Raw genomic sequence first — 19,175 nt, 5'->3', positions numbered from 1 at the left:
AAGCCGTATACGGCGGCATTGCATACGATCACGGCGGACAATGGTAAAGAGTTTGCCTATCACGAAAAAATTACTAAGGAGCTTGGGGCGCAGGTTTATTTCGCGCACCCTTACCACTCCTGGGAACGCGGTTTGAACGAGAATACGAATGGCTTGTTGCGCCAATATTGGCCCAAGAGTACGGAATTTAAACAGATAACTCAGGGAGAGGTTGATGCAGTGGTATGCGATTTAAATAACCGCCCAAGGAAAACATTAGGTTTTGAAACACCAGAAGATTTAATGGATAATTACTTGGCGGCACAAGCCGCATAAATGGTATGCGCTTCAAGGTTGAATCCGCGCTGGTATATTTTTTTGGGTTACTTATGAAATCATCAACAGCCACGCCTGTATAAACTTTAAAAACTTCATTTGAAGAATCCCCATATAAAGGCCTACCTGAATCTCCACCTATCTTGTAATCACCCTCACTACCTATTTTAAACTTCAACACATCAGGTGTTAACATATCAGCAACGCGATTGGCATATTCAGATATTGCTTTCACTCCACCTCCAACACCACCAGCTTCACTTACAGCACGGAAAACGTTATTAGATATTGAGCTTGTAAGTTTATGATCTGTATCAGGGCGAGTCTGGTCTAAAACCACACCAGATGGATGCGTATTATATAAAAATATATATTGCATCAAAACATTAGCCACCCGTGTTATTTGCATCCACTCATCATGCCCTCCCATTACTTTCATTGATGAACTACCATAAAAATATACATTTTCACCTAACAGCTTATTGGGTATATCTATAACAATACTACTAATTCTTGAATCCTTGAAAATATCTTGCTTGTAATGTTTTTTGAAAACTTGCTTATCAAAGTTACCGTCCATAATATTTTTTTGAAATGCACCAAAATCAAAGGCATCTACAAAGTATGGCTCTAATGTACGGGCTGCCCAAATTTTAATTCCGCTTTTTGTTTGTATTGTTTCCCCCACTTTTCCGGAAAGCAGCTTTCTACCAAACATTCCAATTTTACCGTTAGGCTCATCCAGTATACCCACATCAAAAGATGGGCCATTAAATTTAAAGTTTAAAGTAAAACCTTCTGACATTTTCTTATTTTTTGAAATATGAAAACTATACAATCCATTATCACCAAAAGAAGTTGCATTTGTTAAATTCTGCGCATCACCACCCTTGCCAATTGGCGGAGGATTTCCGGTTAAAATAAATGTTGTGTGACCCGGGGATGCTGATTTAAATACATAAGCATCGCCAAGGTTATATTGAGGATATTTATTTGCCAGCTCAGTCTCCCAATGATGGGAAGAAAATGCAGAGTTAAAAGAAAATACAAGCATCGTTAAAATAAATAATTTTAGCATATCTATCGCTCCTCATTGAGAAAATTGCAATACAAATTAATTAAGAAAACCTCTATAAATTGAGCTTCCTTAATTTTATCGCTCTAAGGCCCCCATTATTCATGGCTTATGGCCACCAAAAAAATTTATTTTAAGAGGCGCCCTTAAGTATTAACTGACACTCATCATTTTATATTTGTGTTATTTATTTATAATAATGTAGACACCATAAAACTCTAAATACCTTACCCTTATCATAAGCATACCCTATCGGTTGAAGCTGCCACCTTAGTGAGAAACAATGAATCCAAGCCTATCAACATACTTCGTAAATACCCTTTGGTCATGCCGGACTGCAAAAACACTGTTGTAATTGATGTTTTTAACAATACGAAGTATTTCAATCTTAAATATAGGGAGAAAATATAAATTTAACCAATTGTTAATATTTAATACCCTTTACGCCGAGTTAGTTTAGATCAAACTTGACATATTTCCATGAAGCGATTGTATTTATGTGTTTTTGTACGCCTTCACTATCCTAGACACTATTTCTCTCAGTATCGCCAAACCGGTAATACGAGCCCTTATAAAAAATGCCTTAGGCCTTTGCGAAGCTTTGCCAGCCACTGCATTGATTTTCTTCTGAATCACGTCCAGTTTTAACAGCTTGACCTAGCGGGTATGGTGGAAAACCGTGACCCACGCTCATTGATCATCTACCATAACGCGACCGCCACAGAAACTGTCTCTCGCCTGGACTAGCCAATAAGGATGGCCAGTACTGGCGTACCAGGCGGTGGATAGAATGATATGAAGAATCAGGTGCATAGCGATTCCTCAATATTTTTGAGGGATCGTACAAGAGGTGGAGGCGAAAGAGGACGTGAAGTGCGTGAAACCGGCCAAACGGCGTTCCCACCGCCAGGGGCGGCCAGGGCAGCCCCTTCTGAGTGGTTGGGGTATAACCGATAGCTCGGCAGGGAACCGCTACACCAGAGGTACCCTTGGAAGCGGGCAACCTTAGCAAGAATTTGGCATGAATATAGAACTCGACGACGTGCTGATGGCGAAAATCAGCGTGGACGAAAGGGAAGCCCCTGAGCTGTTGGCCATCACCTTATACAAGTACAAGCGCATACATGGATCTTTGGCGGGAAAGATGAATGGAGTGTCTGAATTCGACTTCCATAACCCGCTTTCAGAGAAGAGGGAAGCCGTCAACTTCGGTGTGGACGACTTGGTGGACGACTTGGTGGACGATATAAAATCCACAATCTATAAGGATATAATGAAGATTAACAGGATTGTCATCAGCGATACCACCGCACTAACCCACCCCACCAAGTTCGGTGCTCTCCACATCCTCCAGAAGCTTTCCGGCGAGATACTGATTCCTACAGCCGCTTTGTCGGAGCTGGCACAAGTCAAACGTACCCAGCCAGGTGCACTTCAGGCACTCACTTCTCCCTGGATCAGGGTGGCTCCTATCAATAATCAGACAGTAGTTAGCAAGTTGACCCAGCATCTGGATCTGGGTGAATCCGAGGCCATAGGCCTTTCTTTGGAGCTGAACGCCGACGTGCTGATCATTGATGAAGTCACCGGCCCGACAGTAGCGAAGAAGCTGGTGCACAGCACTGACTTCCGGTTGGGAGAAGATATCTATAAACTGGCATTGACGCCTGCCGGGCAAGCCCAAAATAGACAGCCGCGGTAAGCGCTTTCAGTGTACACCGCCAGTTCCGCAAGCTGACTAAAATCAAGGGCGGCTTTGCCAATGAAAACAGCTTACTCAAGCTGCTTTACGCCGGTATATTGAGAGCCTCCGAGCGCTGGGCACACCCAACCCAGAACTGGAACTTGACGCTGTCACAGCTGACGATCCACTTCCCGGATCGCCTGGAGAAATATATCAGCCGATGAGGCTACTTGGCTGACACAGAGCTTTGAACACCCTCTCAACCGCTAAATGGATCTTGCCTGTGTGCCTCGTCCGACATTTCCCTATCGCATGATCCTGATCACTGGCAGTACCGCTACTGTGTTGGTACGCCTTAACGTAATTTCGATCAATGAAAGCCCATTCCATGTCCGAATCTACTACCAGCATTTAATTATTTCAACAACCTACGACTCTAATCGCGTGATTTGGCTCATTTAACGGTCGGACGTCTATTACGCGCAAACTCCGTTATACTCAACATGCAGATTGAAATAGAGATTAGCAAATTTTAACGATGATCAGGTTGAGCCCAAACGTCTATCGTATTATATTTCTCTGGCATGGTAATCGTTATTAGCTTGTCAGCATTAAGGGCATCTGTTTTTTCGATCAGTTGATTTAAAAATAAAATATACGCCACTAATTGATAAACTTCTTCATTGTTAAGGCTCTTTGGCGAAAAGTGCGGCATACCTCTGCGGATATAATCAAATATTGTTGTGGCATTGGGCCATGCGCCTACAGATAACGCCCGTAAAGGGTCAGTCGAATCCTGATAAAAACCTGCCGTGCCACTTAACCGGGTGGCAGGCCCTTCTGTACCCGTAGCACCGTGACAGGAGCGGCATTGCACTGCGTATAAGGTTTCCCCTTCTTTGGCATTGCCGCTGCCTGCGGGCAACCCTTCACCAGAGGGATAAATAGTAATCGACCACCGTGTGATCTCTTTATTGCCCAGGGTTTTTCCTAGGTTGGGATCCTCTTGAGAAAAATTTTTTTCTGCCACGCTCAATAGGACAGCCAATAAAAAGTATTTAACTATAGGCATTGTTAATACGGCCTTCGCGCGTGACTTCCCAAATTTGCATAGCATTGTAATGATTAAAGGTGAAATTGGCAAAGCGCGACTTCCATTCCTTTCTACTTGGCTGAGTGTTGCCGTATTCATCGATTGCCCGGCTGATTAATCGAGCGCTTTGACCTTGCCATTGCCAAGGGAGAGTAAAACGGGTAAACGCTTTACTCAAAGTAGGGCCTTGAAGGGTTGCTGGAAGCCAGGAATTTCCACCATCGGCGGACACTTCTACGGTATTAATTTTGCCTCGACCCGACCACGCCAAACCCGAAATTTCATAGTAACCCTTGTCGGGTAATTGCTGTAAACCCGAGGGATGGGTGATAACAGACTTTACTTCCATATATAGTGTGAATTGACGAATCTTTAGCTTGTTATCAAATTCAGCGTAAAGCGATTGCTCATCTTTACTTTGCGAAGGCTGGTCACTGAGCTCCATGCGGTGAAGCCATTTTATATTTGCGTTACCTTCATAACCGGGCAAGAATAATCGCATAGGGTAGCCCTGATCAGGCCGCAAGCGTTCGCCATTTTGATACAAGGCAATAATTGCATCATCAAGTAATTTTTCGATTGGTATATTTCTCACCTGGGAACCAGCGTCCGCCCCTTCACACATTGCCCAGCGAGCCTTTGATTTGATGCCGACTTCATTTAATAATACCGACAGCGGAATGCCTGTCCATTCGGCACAGGAAATCTGGCCATGCAGCGCCATGCAGTTACCTTGCACGGGCTCATCGCTAGTTGCATTGGCCGCAGAGTTACCTGAACATTCTAAAAATTGAACACGGCTTATCATCGGGTAACGCAGCAAATCGGCCATGTTCCATTTAAGAGGTTTATCCACTAAACCATGAATCATAAAGCGATGTTTATCGGGCGGGATATCGGGTATGCCATTATGATGAATACAAAAGTGAAGGCCATTAGGCGTGATAATACCACGCAAGTCTTGCAAGGGAGTTAAGGCCTCGGTAAAAATTTTTGATTGATAATACTGCTTTTTCTTGCGTTTTACCTGGGATTCATATTGTGATGGTAAGCCATAACTATCACTACTACGCCCAGGTGTAGTCATGTAACGCGGGTAGCGACTAAAATCTTGAGCGGCTCTGGGCGGGCTAAGGCCCGCTGAGGCCACCGCGGTTAGTAGGGTAGCCCCGCTGCGTAAAAAGCTGCGCCGGTCAATTAATCCATTGTGACTCAGTTTATTGTGAGAACTTGCCATGATGATAGCCGATGTATCAATGAAATTATTTTTAATGTAGACGAAAAAAAGCAATTAGAGTGGGCCCCCTTGTCAGCTAAAAAACCACTTCAGGCCCTTGTGAAGCTTTAGCTGCCACAGCATTAATTTTCTTCTGAATCACATTCAGTTTTAGCTGCTTACCCTTGCGAGGAATATCCTCAGACAAAATACGCTCACACCGCTAGCGCAATTCAGCTAGTTTGATGCAGTGGACGGCGCTGGGCCAGCTTGTTGTGGTGTTCAGCCCTCTAAACATGAATTAGTACACATCTGCCACATTAGAAAAATAAGCTCTCGCCAGGAATGGACTCCCATGCCTGCATGGCCAAACGAAAGTGACACGCCATTACAGCGCCTCTAATAATTGACAAACGATTGACGCATTGTCAGCGCAAACACCTCGCACAACCAGGCCGTTTGGCAGCGACAGCGTTAAGCCAGTATTGTCATCCGGTCGATAGCTGACCTGAGCAAACCGGGTGTCTGCTGCTGGTGTGAGTTGTTCACCCTGTAACTGCATCTGGATGCCACCGGGCAATCCCAGCTCGACTAAGGTTCCCGCAGTTCCAGGAGAGAGCCCGAAACAGGATCACGCTGCCTCTATGCCGGACACCATGCGGCCCATCGGCAGGCTCTGTCCGCACTGATCCCGGAGCAACATCACTCCCCGGTTTTGATGTCATCTGAACTGTTTCGACAATTGAACGGCAGTTCACGGTTGTTCGTCTTCCTATTTCACACCTGACGCCTTTTGCGGCGCCTTTTCCTTATCGCTCACGACCACGGCTTTTGGCCGTCGCCGCATAAGGTGGTTTGTCACCAGCACCTGCATGCCGATGACGAGGGGCCACAATCCCTCATCTCTCCCGCAGCTTGCTGCGGCACACTGATGTCGGCCACCCAAAGCTGGTTGGGGCGCTCCGCCGTAAACTCGCGGTTCACCAGATCCAGCGGTTTGTCGGCCAGCTGATCTGGGATAGTCGTAACGCAACGTTTGCCTCTTCGAACGCCTTCCAGCTGCAGCACTCTCATCAACCGTTCAATTGTACAGCGGGCGACCTTTACGTCCTCACGGTTAAGCTGCTTCCAGACCTTGCGAGCACCATAGACGCGATGATTTTCTTCGTAGACCCGCTGGATCTCAGGCTTCAGCTCATCGTCACGTTGAGCGCGCACACAGCGCTGTTCTGGATTGGCCTGTAGATGCTTGTAGCGGTAGTAAGTCGACGGTGCAATCGGCAGAACCTCGCAGATTGACTCGACACCGTGCGCCTCACGCTCCTGATCAATGAATGCCACCATTACTTCGGTTTGCGGTCGAGCTCCGCCTGGGCAAAAAAAGCGGCAGCCTTGCGCAGGATCTCGTTAGCACGCTTCAGCTCGCGGACTTCGCGCTCCAGCCCTTTAAGGCGGGCTGCGGCGCCACTAGTGGTGCCGGGCTTAGTGCCGTTATCGACTTCCATCTTGTTGACCCATGATCGTAGAGTCTCAGGCGTACAGCCGACCTTGGAGGCGATAGATGTAATCGCTGCCCAGCGTGATTTATGTTCGTGCTCGCCGGTCAACACCATGCGAACTGCGCGTTCCCGTACTTCGGGGGAGTATCCAGGTTGTTTGCTCATTGGCTAATTCCCTCAAGAAAGTTTGCCTCCGAGAAACCCGGGGTTATTCAATGTGTTCGTACGAGAAGGCAAAGGTAATAAAGACCGGACCTTCGATATCGCGGATAATACCTATCACATCTTTGGGGTGGAGATCGATAATCGGGCGCTGACCAATGCGCGGGAAAGTGTTATCTCTGAGCCTGGTCCACACTCGCCCGGCGTGATCCTCAGTCCATGTGCCTTTCTGGTGGTTCCACCCCTCTTCCGCAACTGCGGCAAAACTGCGCTGCACATTCGCGCGTGCTTGGTGCTTCTGTACTCGCTTTTTCTCTGATGGGTCTGTACCTTCCGACAAAAGCTGCCCCGGCTCGGCCACTTTCTGTCAAGCCTGTTTGAGGCTGACATCTGGGTACACACCAACTGCCAGTGTCTTTTACTTGCCCAGATAGTGGTACTTGAGCCGCCAGTACTTGGCGCCATTGGGCTTAATCAGCAAACGAAGTCCCTGAGCATCAGTAATCCATTGATTCTTTTCACCGGGTTTGGCTTGCTTGATTTGGGTATCGGTAAGTGCAATTGGTGCTACCTTGACGCCGGAAAACGCCAAACTGAACTTGATAGCACCGGATAGCACCGGATGACAACGAACGGGAGCGGAAGGCTTTGGACACTGCAGATAGCAAAAAGCCCCGATTTACGGGGCGTTGCGGACGATTTCGGACTTCTTTGAACTTTGATGTGGCAGGGCGGGACTTGAAAAATGGCCGGAAAGTAAGCTATATCAAGGCCTGCAGGATGGTAATCATAAAAAGTAGCACCAAAAGTAGCACCACTTTTTATTCCTGCCCTCTGCTGAGAACGCTCTAGCGGTGAGCTTTGACGCGAAAAGGAACCTAGACACATATCCCACTTTGTCGCCTGTAATAGGTGTGTAGTTTCCTCCATTGAATACACATCAAGCCGCCAATGTGGCGGTCTGGGTCCAGCAGCAGATAGAGAAGCTGGTCAGGGCTAGCAGACACCGGGGGCTATAGGGGGGAGGATTGATATATTTCCCAGTGAATGGGTTTTTTGTATTCAATTCAACTCACATAAAAATAGACTTAGGGCGGCGGTGTTCATGTATTAAGTCCACAGGTATGTGATGCACCCCTCCCCTGCCGGTATCCAAGATTCTTTGATCGTGGAAACTATGGCAGCATCTGACAACAGAAACCAGGGGGTATAACCCCCCTCGGGAAATCATATCTCTGTTAACGGAACAGGGCCCGAATTACCCGTATGCAACCCCCTTCAGGAGGACCCGCTGAAAGGAAATACCGAGATCTCGGTAATTAATCCTCAGCCAAGCTCAGGATGAACCCTGTCTACAATTGTTCCCCCAGCTGCTGAGCACCTACAATCCCAACTCTCTGTGTGCATAACCCCTCAGGAGGGCGCGTTCACCCCGTAAGTTTGACTTACGCAGTCAGCTAGACCACCTGCGTCCACTCTCTGAAAGGGTCTGTTCAATCTGCAGACCCTTCTGGCTTGCTGCAGATGCTGATCTAAATACTCTGCCGAGGCATACCACAACTGCCTCTGACACACAGACAGTTACCCATGCCTCGCAGCCTCAACCCCAACCAAAGGGGTAGGGGGCAACCTAAACTCTACCCCTCCAAAAAAAAGGTGTTACAGGTGTACAGGTGTTACAACTTCGCTGCAGGCCCCGTGGTTACTGGCTTTCCACTGTAACACCTTTCTGTAACACCAAAAGTGTAACAGAGAAAAGGTGTTACAGTAGCGGTGTATTAATTCTCTGAATGCATGGTTTATCAGGATAGTCCGATCAACTTCGCTTGACCCAGACCAGCATCTGACCCATTGCAAGGTTTGGTTGACCTGGAGGCAGTGGAACTGATCCAGCTAGCATATTCTACGGTCAGTCATTCGTCGGCAAAAGTGCCTATGGTACTGTCGCCCCGAATGGCGTTAGTTGGGCCAAGGTGCAAATCTACACTTTGGGATTCAAGCTCTGCAATTAGGGCTTTAGCCTCATCTCAGCTTCTGCCCCAACTAAAGGAGGTAGGAGGCAACCCAATCTCTACCCCTCCCAAATAAAGGTGTTACAGGGTGAAGGCCGGATTTAAGCCGTTACAACAAGCTTAAATAGCCACCTTGGTCTTGGGTAAATAAATCCGTAAACTATCAGCGTGAGGAGTGAGTACAAGGTTTTACACTTGAGGCATCATATACGGATCGACTACGCAGGGTCAGCACCGATAGCCAGGACACACCTCCATAACTGGATGCCTTTCAATCGACAATATGTAGATAACGATATTAAAAATGGCTAAGGCATTGCTCCTGATTTCAGGCGGCACAAAATCAGGGGAGGCTAAATATTTCGGTGTCAGCCGTCCAACCTTGAAGAATGTGGCTGAGTAACTAATAACGGCTAGATTTTTGATCAAACTTATGTGTGCAGCAAGGATAAGATATTAATGCCTCAGGATGCAAGGAACAGGGCTCTCGACATTATTGAATTCCCAATAGATGATCACTGCGTCGGCTCTAAATGGACAGTAGAAAATGAAGAACATTTGGCCCGTCTGATTGCCATTGTCGTTATGGGACAGGCTGTTGAAGCTGCCCGTATAATTGTTGAACTATTACCCGCCACACCAGCCTTTACTGACGAAGCTTTAAAGAACGAAGCAATAATCAAAGTCACTGTTCAGGAAAACAGCCAAACACCGAGAATAGGTTATCCTAGGTATCAACGCGATGCATTAATCTTTGAGATCATTTCATGGATTGCAGCCAAACAAGTTTCTAGTGACAGATGCTTTATAAAAGACCCTCACTTAAGCTCAACGTCTCAGGGCTTAGATGGAATTATGGTAGAGCTCAACGATGATGGCAGCAACATCTTAAAATCAACGATCTTTGAAGATAAGTGCACAGAGAACCCTAGAGACACTTTCAGAAACAGCGTAATACCAGAGTTTATCGACAGGCATAGCAATACTAGAAGTGCGGAACTTATTTCTGCCGCTGCAACGCTAATCCAATTAAGCGGCGCCACTGGCACAGAATCCATGACCATGGCTAGTAAGGTTCTTGATAACAGCTGCCGTCAATACCGCGCAGGATTTGCTCTAACCAGCGAATTTTCTGCAGAAAGCGCTCAGAGAGCCTTGTTTAGAGGCTACGAAAGATTAGCAGATATAAATCAAGATCAACGAATAGGAGCAAGCCTTATTGTTGGTGACACATTAAGGGATTGGTTTGACACGTTGGCCGCCAAGATAGTTGCGTATATTCAGCAATTGGATGAGGTGCAAGACTGATGTATGACCCAGAGACAGCTTCACTGTTACGTTCGGCTCCAAAGTTACCAGACCTTAACCCAAACGACCTGCCTCAGCTTTTGACTGAACACTACGCTCAGATCGTATCCATGAGGCTTGGTGGCGAAGAACAGTCTGATGACCAAGAAGATTGGAGTCTCGATAGGATTGCAGACACTTACGAACTTATCGTATCAGTCAGTGATGATCCATTAATTAGACGACCATCTGCATTTGTAGCAGCTAGTGCCCAGCTGATTATCGCTCGTAGAGAAGAATTTCTTAATAAAGAGGAGAACACTAAGGCTAATATAAGCCGAGACCGTTTAGCTCCAGAAATTGCAGCAGTACTTTTATTCTTATCTGCAGAACAGTACGCCGATGCTTATGAGGCAGCCTCACAAATTTCCACTTGTCACAACGATCAAATGCCTCTAGTCTCTGTAATCACAGATCAGATCGTTGAGCTTGCGAAAGGAAGACTATCCAGTATTATCGTTCGCGACAAAGAAAAAACTGAAGCTGGGAACATACCCATAGCCCCAAACGAGTCAATAGCCACTCTAGCAATGCTCAATTCACTAGCTAGTGGCATTGCGTCTATGGCAATGGTCGTATTAGGTGAGACAAAACAAAACGATCAAATAACTTCACCAAGGGTCATCTTTGAAAAGGTTAAATCCCTGTCAGCAGTTGTAATTAACAATGACACGAACTATAGAGTTGAATACAGCTACCCAGGTATTCATCACTTAGCCTCTCTTCTAATGTCAGCATATGACGGCATATCCGAGTCATCATTAACTAACCTGACAGCTCCGGAAGGCTCTAACACTGACTTCTGGAGAAAATGGATAAAATTCAGAGCAAACAAGTTTCCCTACATATGGCCTAACCATCGCAAAGCTCTCGACGATGGTTTCCACATGAACGGTGTTTCAGCGGTAATGGTTTTACCAACTGGTGCGGGAAAAACAACAGTATCATCCATTAAGATTGCCAGTGTTCTTGCTCAAGGTAAGAAAGTGGTATTTCTTGCTCCAACACACGCCCTAGTTGAACAGCTTACCGTTGACCTCCAGGAAATGTTCCCAGAAGATATCTTAGGTTCTTCTGTCTCCAGTGATTTTGACCTGCTTTTTCAGGTTGACGCCATCCTTCCTGAAATAGAAGTAATGACGCCAGAAAGGTGCCTAGCAATTCTTTCTTTTTCGCCGGCTTCTTTTGAAAGTGTAGGGCTTCTCGTATTTGACGAATGTCACTTGTTAAGCCCGCAACCTGAAATAATTCGGCGCTCCCTGGATAGCATGCTTTGCGTACTTGCCTTCATTAAAATCGCGCCTACAGCAGATACACTATTTCTTTCTGCAATGGTTGAGAACGGGAAAGAGTTTTCCGAGTGGATATCTATATTAACAGATAGAAATTGTATCAACATAGACCTTTTATGGAAACCAAGTAGACAGGCCCGTGGCGTTGTTATTTACAAACAGAGCGATATTGAGTCTATTACATGTCGAGCTTTAAAGCTGCAAAAACAGTTAAACCAACGAAGAAACAAAAATGCAGTCAACCTACGTTCAGAGGCAGCCAAAGAACTAACTTTAAATCCTCATGCGATATGGGGCCTTCAACATAATTGGCTAGACATAAAAAATAATAATGCCGCTTGCACATTCACGCAACTAACAGATGATACGGTGACTCTTTCTGGATCAATGAAGGCTGGTAAATTAGCAATTACGCCTAATGTAAACAAAGTCTCTGCAAAAATTGCTGAACAAAGCGCTAGAAATAACCTAAAAACTATAGTCTTTGTTAATCAAAGATCTCACTCAATCTCAACTGCAAAAGAAATCTCTAGAACTCTAGCATCCAATATCGTGCCCACTACAGAGGAGAGGAGAAGATGGGAAGCTCTTGAACTTGAACTGGGAGGCTTAGAGCACTCCCTGTTAACCAAGGGCAATGCCGCCGTACCTCATAATGCATTCATGCTTCGCATGGAAAGAGATCTATCAGAGCGCATGTATAAACGCGAAGGCGGGGCAATGGTTATAGTTGCCACGCCAACATTAGCGCAAGGGCTCAACCTTCCAGCTCATTTAGCAATTTTGGCGGGAGATAAACGTGCCGTTGTTGGAAATGGCAGGCGAAAGCCATTAGAAGCCCATGAACTACTAAATGCGGCAGCACGCGCAGGCAGGGCCGGGCACCTCGCTAATGGGGTCGTTCTTCTGGTTCCAGAACCTATTCTTTCATTCCCAGAGGACCGTACTCTAAACTCTCCTGTTGTTGAGAAACTTCAAGCATTAATCCCTGAAGATGATCGTTGTGTTGAGATTTCCGATCCACTCGAAGTTATTTTAGATAGAATATCCACTGGCGAGACTGCTGATAATGACGTCACCTATATGATTAATCGACTTGCAACTTTAAGCGATTTAGATAGTGATAAAAATACACTATTTAATCTTGGACAATCATTTGCTGCTTTTCGATCACGGAATAGTGGAGAAATGCAAAGATTTAACGATCGAATGATTGAACTAACTCGTCTAGTTGAAATGCAGGCAAACAATGGAATTGATCAGTCTCTTTCAATCCTTGCATCACAAAGCGGTTTACCGCCACATATACTATCCAGATTAAAATCAAATATTGAAAAAAGCGTTGGTGTTCTTCCTACCTCTATACTAGAATGGACCATTTGGCTTATTGACTGGTTTAGAGCTGACTTTGAGGCCAGAGATACTTTTCTCTTTGAGGTGAGATCATCCATTCTCGGAGCAACAGGAAGAAGAAAAAATGAGCCGCTGACCAGTGAAGCCTTAAATGAGCTAAAACCTGGAATAATATCCTGGATCTCAGGTCAACCACTATGTGATGTCGATCAAGCTTTAGGGGGAAGCCCATACTCAAAGCGGCAAACTGATCAAGCTTGCCTCCGCGCAAGAGAGCTGGTCAACTCGGTCCTACCAAGAGGCCTCTCGTTCATCATGGGACTAATAACCCGTGTTGTGACGGAAATCGACCCATACGAGCGTCAAAATGGCCTTTCTGCAGATGTAGTAAAGGTGCTAAGTACTGCAGTTCGTCTCGGATACGATACGCCCGAGAAACTTTCCTTCTCCTTTTCCAACCAAGAGATATTATGCCGAGTAGCTATACATCAAGAATTTTCTACTCAAAACCAGCAGTAGTGCTTAATCCCAGCAACCTCGAAACCTTGAAGACTTAAAACTGTTGAAAATATAGATAAAAGTTGATTGTAGCCGTGCATAATCTGCACCGCAAACTTTTCAATCAATCGTGATATCTGCATAAGCACTTTAGCTGTATATTTGGAGGACAACTCAACCTGAATACGCCACAGAAAGAAAAGGTCATAACCTGGTAACTATCTTTATACGCGTTTTGGCCGCAATTTCCCGCTTTCACTTGATGAGAGGTACCCCCCCAACTAGTTCCCAAGTGGGGGATACTGGTAGCGTCCATTCAGGCTACCAAGCTATCGGCGGGCTCTTCCGGTTCCTGTATGCACTCCACCTTCCGCGCAACCTCAATAGCCTCGTACTGAGCGGCTACCTTCCCGTATATCTCCCAGTGGTTGTGCCGCAGGCTGTAATCTCGCAAGAAGTCATCAGTGAAGCCAAGAAACCCAACGTAATAGCCCGTGTTCTCGGTCTTATCTTTGGTGTCTATATCCCTGATTATTTAGGCAAGTATATCGTTGCTGGGGTCCAGTTTAAGGTATTCCAGATATTCCCCTGCGAATTCTCTACCATGTTTGCAGGCTTCCACGTAATCCGGGGCTGAGTCAGGACCAAAAACTTCTTGTGTGGCTGGTATCTCTGACAAAGGGCAGGAAAGTGATGGGGATAGGCTTATTGGCTGACATGGTTTGGGCTCCTTGTATTTATGAGCCGCTACCCGTGAGGTTCTAATCTCAATGGGCGGCGGGCTGAACGCAGGTTAGAACTACCGCTACAAGGAAACGGGGGGTACAAGGCCCTCTGCGCCAGCTCACCAAAACACACATCTGACCCACTACCGGGTGGGGTTACTTGATCGCTTATACTCAAGAAACTGAGACCTTAGTCAGTTCGGAGATTATGCAGGAATCAGGTTGTTATGGATCTTGCCCATCTCTTCTTCGGAGCCGGGCATAATAACTCCCCAAGGGTAGGGATTGTCGATTTGGCCTTTCTGATACTGATAAACTATCAGCTCGGGCATGTTTCGGCGTGAGTAAAAACTTCCCAGCCGCATCGATAATGCGCTGGATGCTGCTATTGCAAGGTGAACTCTTCGAACTCCCTGGTTTTGCAGAGTTACAATGAATTTTAAAAATTCATTTAGAACTCTATGCGTGCACTCTTCGCTCATTACCCGGCCAGGAAACGGCTGTTCCAAGCCTGCCTCTAGAATCTCGGTGTCAGGAAATGCCGAGAGCAATTCGGTCTTGTCAATTGGATATGAGATAGACATTGCTAGAACCACTTCATCACCATTCAGGCCATCGATTATCGGCCAAGTCAGATTTCCACAATCGACACCCTCTTCGATTAGTGTCCATTTCTGCTTGCTTCTATCCCAGTCCATCCAGTGAGTTTTGCTCTCCGCAGCTATAAAGCTTCCAGCAAGAAATAGTAGGGGGACTGGCGCCAATCCACCTGCATATAAAGTTAGATCGCTGCGATCACGACCGTCTTTAGCCTGTCGAAACCTCGCCGGTAGCTGATTTGTCATTTCCAATGCTTTCTCTTTTATTAAGTCACGTACATCTATCAGTATCGGATCTCTATAACCAAAGACCCTTCTGGGAATGGCTTCTTCGAGCGAGCTGTCAACGGTCTGATTTAAACCCCGCAATTCCACCGCAATGACGCGCTTTCGACTCATAGCCATATGAGTCTTTATAGCCATATAGAGGCCGGATATTATTAAGGATAGGCCTACAACGATTTGAATTGCGTCAATAAAAATTGGAGGTTTCAAGCTGTAAATAGAGCCTAAGATTTCTGTATCGCCTGATCGAAATTCAAATACAACAGATATGGGGCGAAATAAAATTAACGAAAATCCAGAAAGAATTAACCAGCCTGACTTCGACCTTTTTAAGTATATCTCCACAAGGTCTAATATACGGTGTAATAGTTTATAAAATCTCATATCAAAAATAGCCTAAGTGTTCCAACTCTCGCCCTTTCTTTGCGAACCAGAAACTCACCTTATCAATTCCAACTATGACGTAAAGCAAGCCATTGCTTACAAATTCTCCATTGGTGAGTACATTGCGGCAGTCATTGATATCCACAGAAGATGGCGTCGGTATTGGTTCGGGATGAGTGTGCCACAATCCTAGCTGAGTGCCACGGCCATCAGTACTATGATTCCATCTAATGGCTAATTTTTGATGCCTCGGGCCTCTAAAAAATTTGATTCGGCTTCTTTGGTCTCCTCGTCCGGGTACTGTCGCGGTCTCAGCCAGGAGCCCCTCTGTGTCTAAGTCGATAAATCCTAATAGAAGTCCTCCGGCTTCCCTACTCGAAGCTTTAACCTGCTTCCATTTTTGCAGCTCCGAAATCAGATTGGGAGATATTGAGCCAGCATTGCCTCCGATAGAGTGCCAAACAATGTGCCCAGAGCTTAGTTGCTGCAGCATATGCACTCTGGCTGAATGTAATCTGGTGGTTCTAAAGTTAGGGGAATACGGGCCTCCGCCAGTGATCGATATGTTGCGGAGGGTTGAATTCCCGCTTGCCGTGCCTGTTCAATTTTCCCTGCCCAGCGTGAGTAGCCTGATAAGTTATCCAGTACACGCTCGACAGCCAGCATAGCTGTCCGATTGGCATCGATAGACGAATATGGAGTAAATGCACCGCAGCCGGTCAGCTGTCGTGTTACTGATTGGCCGGGAGCTATGAGAGATGTTCTCATTTGAGCCACGGGATTTTGAAAATCAGGGTCATAATAGAGACACTCAAGACAGCCCGGGCTCCCGGGGCGCATAGCAATGGCGTGGCCTCCTAAACCCCAGGCTTCAACACTAGCTGAAACAATCAACGTGGGCCAGTCTTCCTGGTAAGCGCGGCGGATGATGGCCCGCTCTGTAGGGCTGTTACCTGTAGTGAGCACTATTGCATCTGTTCCCTGTGGGAAGCCCTTTCTAAGAAATTTATTAATGTGGGCTTTCTGTGCTGATATGTTGAGCCCTGGTATTCGATTTTTAAGATGTTTCTCAAGTTCAGTAATCTTATGTTCTCCAATAGCATCCATCCCCAATAGGTGTCGCCCCAGGTTGTCGGCGCTGAACTTGTCGTGGTCCACCAACGTCAGCTTTTTGACACCAGCGAGCGCCAAGTGCTCAGCAACTCTCGAACCTATAGCTCCTAGACCAGCTATTACAACATGTCGATCATAAGTAGATCCGCCTGTACGTTGAATCACGTAGTCTCTGTCCTGACGCTGCAGGTAGTATGTATGTGCTTGCCATTCGTCTTTTTTCTGTTTTCTTCCCCAATATACCAATACTAGTGCTGCGCCGTAGGAGTTGGCTGTGCGTAAAACTAGGCCTCGATACTCGGTGGACAAGGCAACGTCGTACTGAGATGAATCTAACCGAGAGAGAAATTCATCGCGCCACTCAGGGTCTAGATTTGTTCTCAATCTTGGGAGCTGCTGGATAGAAACATCTAGGAAGCCCAGTTTTTCTTGTTGAGTGCTGCTGGTGCTTGTAGAACCTGTATTGACTCGTAGTACCGTTGAAACATACCTTGCTCTTTCCTTGTGTGTTCGAACTTCAGCGTAGAGTTGCTGGGAGTTTGCTAGCAAGGCGTCGCAGCGTACAGGCTTTGCACCACAGCACTTCAAGTATCCTTCAAGTTCATCTGAGAATGCTTGAAGGCGCTTGTCTTCCGATAGAAGTTGGTTTTCATGCAGTAATTTGGCTGCTTCACAGACCAGCCAGCCTAGTACCCCCTCGAAATCGTCAGGATCGTAGTCCAGTCCTTCTTTGTCATTGACACAGATAGAGCCAGAATCGCTGATATGAGGCCACCCCCAAAAAGGGGGCGTTTTCATCCAGTAAATCGAAGGGAGAAATTCTAGATTCCAGTCGGAAAGTTTCAATTTCAGAGGCCAAGTAGTGCTTTTGTAATAGAATAAAAACTTCCAGATCGGAAGTTTTTATTCTATCGAATAGCTTATTGAAGAGGCATTGATATTGACTAGGGCGCGCTCTATCTTCTGGATTAAAAACTGTTGTTCATGCGTCAAGCTGAACGCCCAGTTAGGCTTACACCAGCGAAAACCTCCTTGGTTGTATCTGATTTTGGGGGAACGGGAAAGTCATTCCCAAACTGCTTTTTCAGCACCTTGCAGGCTTCGTGGGTGTCCGGCTGATCCAAAGCCTCGCTAAGGGAGTCCCTCAGTCCCTTCAAACGTTGCTTTAAGTCAGACGCTTGGGCTTCCGTCATTTTTTCAAACAGATCAGTATTAGGAGCAACTGGCAAGTGTACTTCCAGGCGAGACCAACTCCAGTTACTCAGTAGCTCATTGAGAAGATCCCGTATGGCAAGTAGATCGCGAGGCCTGCCATCTACATTGTCATAGCGAGCGGAGAACCAATTGTACGCTGCGACTGTTAGGCCAACGCTGGGAGCGTTGGCGTGGCCTAACTTGATGTCTCGCCAGCGTTTCAGTGCGCGCACCACGCGACGGAATTGCTTGCGATCATCGCCCTCAAATCGATCGGCAATCTTTTTGATTAGTTCGCGGGCCTCCGACGCTTCCCAGATGCGGTCTTCTACAGCGTCCGTTTCTCGGCTCTTGGCCAATTGTGTCTGGCTGTCGGCATTTAGGGTGTATATTGCCAAGTCTATGTGGTGGGTTACTTTTCCATCTTTAAGGTAGGTTACGGTCACACATGGGCGGCGGATCTTGACTGTGCGATTAGGGCGTTCCAACGCCTTTCTCACGATCTTCTTAAGGGTTAAAGAGTCCGGGTAATCTTCTGGTGAGCAATCAAAAATCAGACCTACGTCCATATCCGGGTCATTATCTGGTAATGGAGTGACCCCTGTATGCAGAGCGTAGCTGCCTTGAATAAAGTGCGAATAACCATGGGCGTCTTCATCAATATTGTCTTTGAGGTCCTTGAGCAATGCTTCTCGACGTTCACGAAGCTTGGCGTTAGTGTCAAAACTGAGCAGAATTTCATCGTGGAAGCTTTCGAACTGAGATTGGGCGTGAGCCATGGGAAAGATTCCCTTTTGTGAGTACCTCTCTATATATTGGAGGCTACCAGCAGCCATTCAAGTCCTTTTCTTTGCTAAAATTAAAGAAAATTCCATGCCCTGGCTCACATTTTATAGCTGTCGTGAAAATTAACTTTTCATGAGAGGCTAGGTGGTACAAATGTTCAATTTTGGCTGGCAAATGCTTTCGTTTTAAAGATCAATCCTGTCAAACTCAAGCCACTGTCTTGCTGTCCGGCTCGGGCAATTTGTATTTCGATATGAAAACTTTCAGTTAGAGGCCAAAAGTCTGCTCTTGAAGTCGCTATTCTTGCCCCGATACACGTTACTTATATGTAGGGCTTTGCGTAAAATGGCATCTTTCAGATAGCTTGCATCCCGCCCGAACAGCCACCTGGCGAGCCCAAGGGTATAGTGCCTCTCGGATAGATACCGACATTCCAGTGGTAGCCTGTCGCGAGTGATTTCTCGGTACAGACGACCGGTTTTACAGATTTTTCCCTAACCTACTCAGTAGGTGCGCTCAGTGTAACGTTATTCAATACTGGCC

12 protein-coding genes, 4 pseudogenes and 1 other annotated feature are annotated in these 19,175 nt (G+C 46.3%); of the genes and pseudogenes, 5 read left to right on the top strand and 11 right to left on the bottom strand.

Annotation, left to right across the window (positions count from 1 at the left end):
• Positions 1-315, top strand: a 315-nt coding sequence (locus Q1A48_RS10510; protein WP_299944485.1) for an IS30 family transposase, incomplete at its 5' end; no start/stop codon positions are given.
• 775 nt (positions 316-1,090) lie between these two features.
• On the opposite strand, the pseudogene Q1A48_RS10505 reads toward Q1A48_RS10510, so the two are convergent.
• Positions 1,091-1,369 (bottom strand): annotated as a pseudogene (locus Q1A48_RS10505) (DUF4331 family protein); the annotation flags it as partial.
• Between the two features lie 1,042 nt (positions 1,370-2,411).
• Between Q1A48_RS10505 and Q1A48_RS10500 the strand changes: the two are divergent.
• Together Q1A48_RS10500 and Q1A48_RS10495 are read left to right on the top strand one after the other, a co-directional pair.
• A complete protein-coding gene (locus tag Q1A48_RS10500; RefSeq protein WP_299944483.1) occupies positions 2,412-3,092 on the top strand; it encodes a UPF0175 family protein in 681 nt (226 codons plus the stop codon).
• Positions 3,080-3,298: pseudogene (locus Q1A48_RS10495) on the top strand (IS256 family transposase); the annotation flags it as partial. The gene Q1A48_RS10500 and the pseudogene Q1A48_RS10495, both read left to right, overlap by 13 nt.
• Before the next feature lie 34 nt (positions 3,299-3,332).
• Here the strand turns inward: Q1A48_RS10495 and Q1A48_RS10490 are convergent.
• The 6 genes and pseudogenes from Q1A48_RS10490 to Q1A48_RS10465 all read right to left on the bottom strand — a co-directional run.
• Positions 3,333-3,482, bottom strand: a pseudogene (locus Q1A48_RS10490) (IS5/IS1182 family transposase); the annotation flags it as partial.
• 124 nt (positions 3,483-3,606) lie between these two features.
• On the bottom strand, positions 3,607-4,146 hold the full coding sequence (locus Q1A48_RS10485) for a cytochrome c (RefSeq protein ID WP_299944481.1): 540 nt from the start codon (positions 4,144-4,146) through the stop codon (positions 3,607-3,609).
• Positions 4,133-5,458 (bottom strand): sulfite dehydrogenase, encoded by a 1,326-nt coding sequence (gene soxC, locus Q1A48_RS10480; RefSeq protein WP_299944479.1) that lies wholly within the window; start codon positions 5,456-5,458, stop codon positions 4,133-4,135. Before soxC ends, Q1A48_RS10485 begins: the two co-directional genes overlap by 14 nt.
• An 852-nt stretch (positions 5,459-6,310) precedes the next feature.
• Positions 6,311-7,047 (bottom strand): annotated as a pseudogene (locus tag Q1A48_RS10475) (IS3 family transposase); the annotation flags it as partial.
• Positions 6,653-6,769 (bottom strand) — a sequence feature (AL1L pseudoknot). Its footprint overlaps the pseudogene before it by 117 nt.
• A gap of 43 nt (positions 7,048-7,090) precedes the next feature.
• On the bottom strand, positions 7,091-7,384 hold the full coding sequence (locus tag Q1A48_RS10470; RefSeq protein ID WP_299944477.1) for a hypothetical protein: 294 nt from the start codon (positions 7,382-7,384) through the stop codon (positions 7,091-7,093).
• Positions 7,385-7,462: 78 nt separating this feature from the next.
• Entirely contained in the window at positions 7,463-7,636 is a 174-nt protein-coding gene (locus Q1A48_RS10465) for an Arm DNA-binding domain-containing protein (RefSeq protein ID WP_299944475.1), read from the bottom strand.
• A gap of 1,879 nt (positions 7,637-9,515) precedes the next feature.
• Between Q1A48_RS10465 and Q1A48_RS10460 the strand changes: the two genes are divergently transcribed.
• Together Q1A48_RS10460 and Q1A48_RS10455 are read left to right on the top strand one after the other, a co-directional pair.
• Entirely contained in the window at positions 9,516-10,364 is an 849-nt protein-coding gene (locus Q1A48_RS10460; RefSeq protein ID WP_299944473.1) for a hypothetical protein, read from the top strand.
• Positions 10,364-13,567: a DEAD/DEAH box helicase gene (locus tag Q1A48_RS10455; RefSeq protein ID WP_299944471.1), complete on the top strand. Its 3,204-nt coding sequence runs from the start codon at positions 10,364-10,366 to the stop codon at positions 13,565-13,567. The genes Q1A48_RS10460 and Q1A48_RS10455 overlap by 1 nt, the downstream gene beginning before the upstream one ends.
• 910 nt (positions 13,568-14,477) lie before the next feature.
• On the opposite strand, the gene Q1A48_RS10450 is transcribed toward Q1A48_RS10455, so the two are convergent.
• The 4 genes from Q1A48_RS10450 to Q1A48_RS10440 form a co-directional block, all read right to left on the bottom strand.
• Positions 14,478-15,539 (bottom strand): SAVED domain-containing protein, encoded by a 1,062-nt coding sequence (locus Q1A48_RS10450; RefSeq protein ID WP_299944469.1) that lies wholly within the window; start codon positions 15,537-15,539, stop codon positions 14,478-14,480.
• Between the two features lies 1 nt (position 15,540).
• Complete coding sequence (locus Q1A48_RS21815; RefSeq protein ID WP_366523399.1) at positions 15,541-16,032, bottom strand: Mov34/MPN/PAD-1 family protein; 492 nt, start codon at positions 16,030-16,032, stop codon at positions 15,541-15,543.
• On the bottom strand, positions 16,017-17,498 hold the full coding sequence (locus tag Q1A48_RS10445) for a ThiF family adenylyltransferase (RefSeq protein ID WP_299944467.1): 1,482 nt from the start codon (positions 17,496-17,498) through the stop codon (positions 16,017-16,019). Before Q1A48_RS10445 ends, Q1A48_RS21815 begins: the two co-directional genes overlap by 16 nt.
• A 143-nt stretch (positions 17,499-17,641) precedes the next feature.
• The gene (locus Q1A48_RS10440; RefSeq protein WP_299944465.1) at positions 17,642-18,625 is read right to left on the bottom strand and encodes a cyclic GMP-AMP synthase DncV-like nucleotidyltransferase; all 984 of its coding nucleotides are present in this window, start codon (positions 18,623-18,625) and stop codon (positions 17,642-17,644) included.
• Between the last annotated feature and the right edge of the window lie 550 nt (positions 18,626-19,175).

The organism is uncultured Microbulbifer sp. (genome assembly GCF_947489355.1).
Taxonomy (GTDB): domain Bacteria; phylum Pseudomonadota; class Gammaproteobacteria; order Pseudomonadales; family Cellvibrionaceae; genus Microbulbifer.
The sequence above is the reverse complement of the archived record's forward strand: the minus strand, read 5'-3'. Positions and strand labels throughout refer to the sequence as shown.

Bases quoted from the DNA above. Each gene is read 5' to 3' on its own strand.
- Q1A48_RS10500 (WP_299944483.1), top strand. From the start codon at position 2,412: ATGAATATAGAACTCGACGACGTGCTGATGGCGAAAATCAGCGTGGAC.
- Q1A48_RS10485 (WP_299944481.1), bottom strand. From the start codon at position 4,146: ATGCCTATAGTTAAATACTTTTTATTGGCTGTCCTATTGAGCGTGGCA.
- Q1A48_RS10460 (WP_299944473.1), top strand. From the start codon at position 9,516: ATGCCTCAGGATGCAAGGAACAGGGCTCTCGACATTATTGAATTCCCA.
- Q1A48_RS10455 (WP_299944471.1), top strand. From the start codon at position 10,364: ATGTATGACCCAGAGACAGCTTCACTGTTACGTTCGGCTCCAAAGTTA.
- Q1A48_RS10450 (WP_299944469.1), bottom strand. From the start codon at position 15,539: ATGAGATTTTATAAACTATTACACCGTATATTAGACCTTGTGGAGATA.
- Q1A48_RS21815 (WP_366523399.1), bottom strand. From the start codon at position 16,032: ATGCTGCAGCAACTAAGCTCTGGGCACATTGTTTGGCACTCTATCGGA.
- Q1A48_RS10440 (WP_299944465.1), bottom strand. From the start codon at position 18,625: ATGGCTCACGCCCAATCTCAGTTCGAAAGCTTCCACGATGAAATTCTG.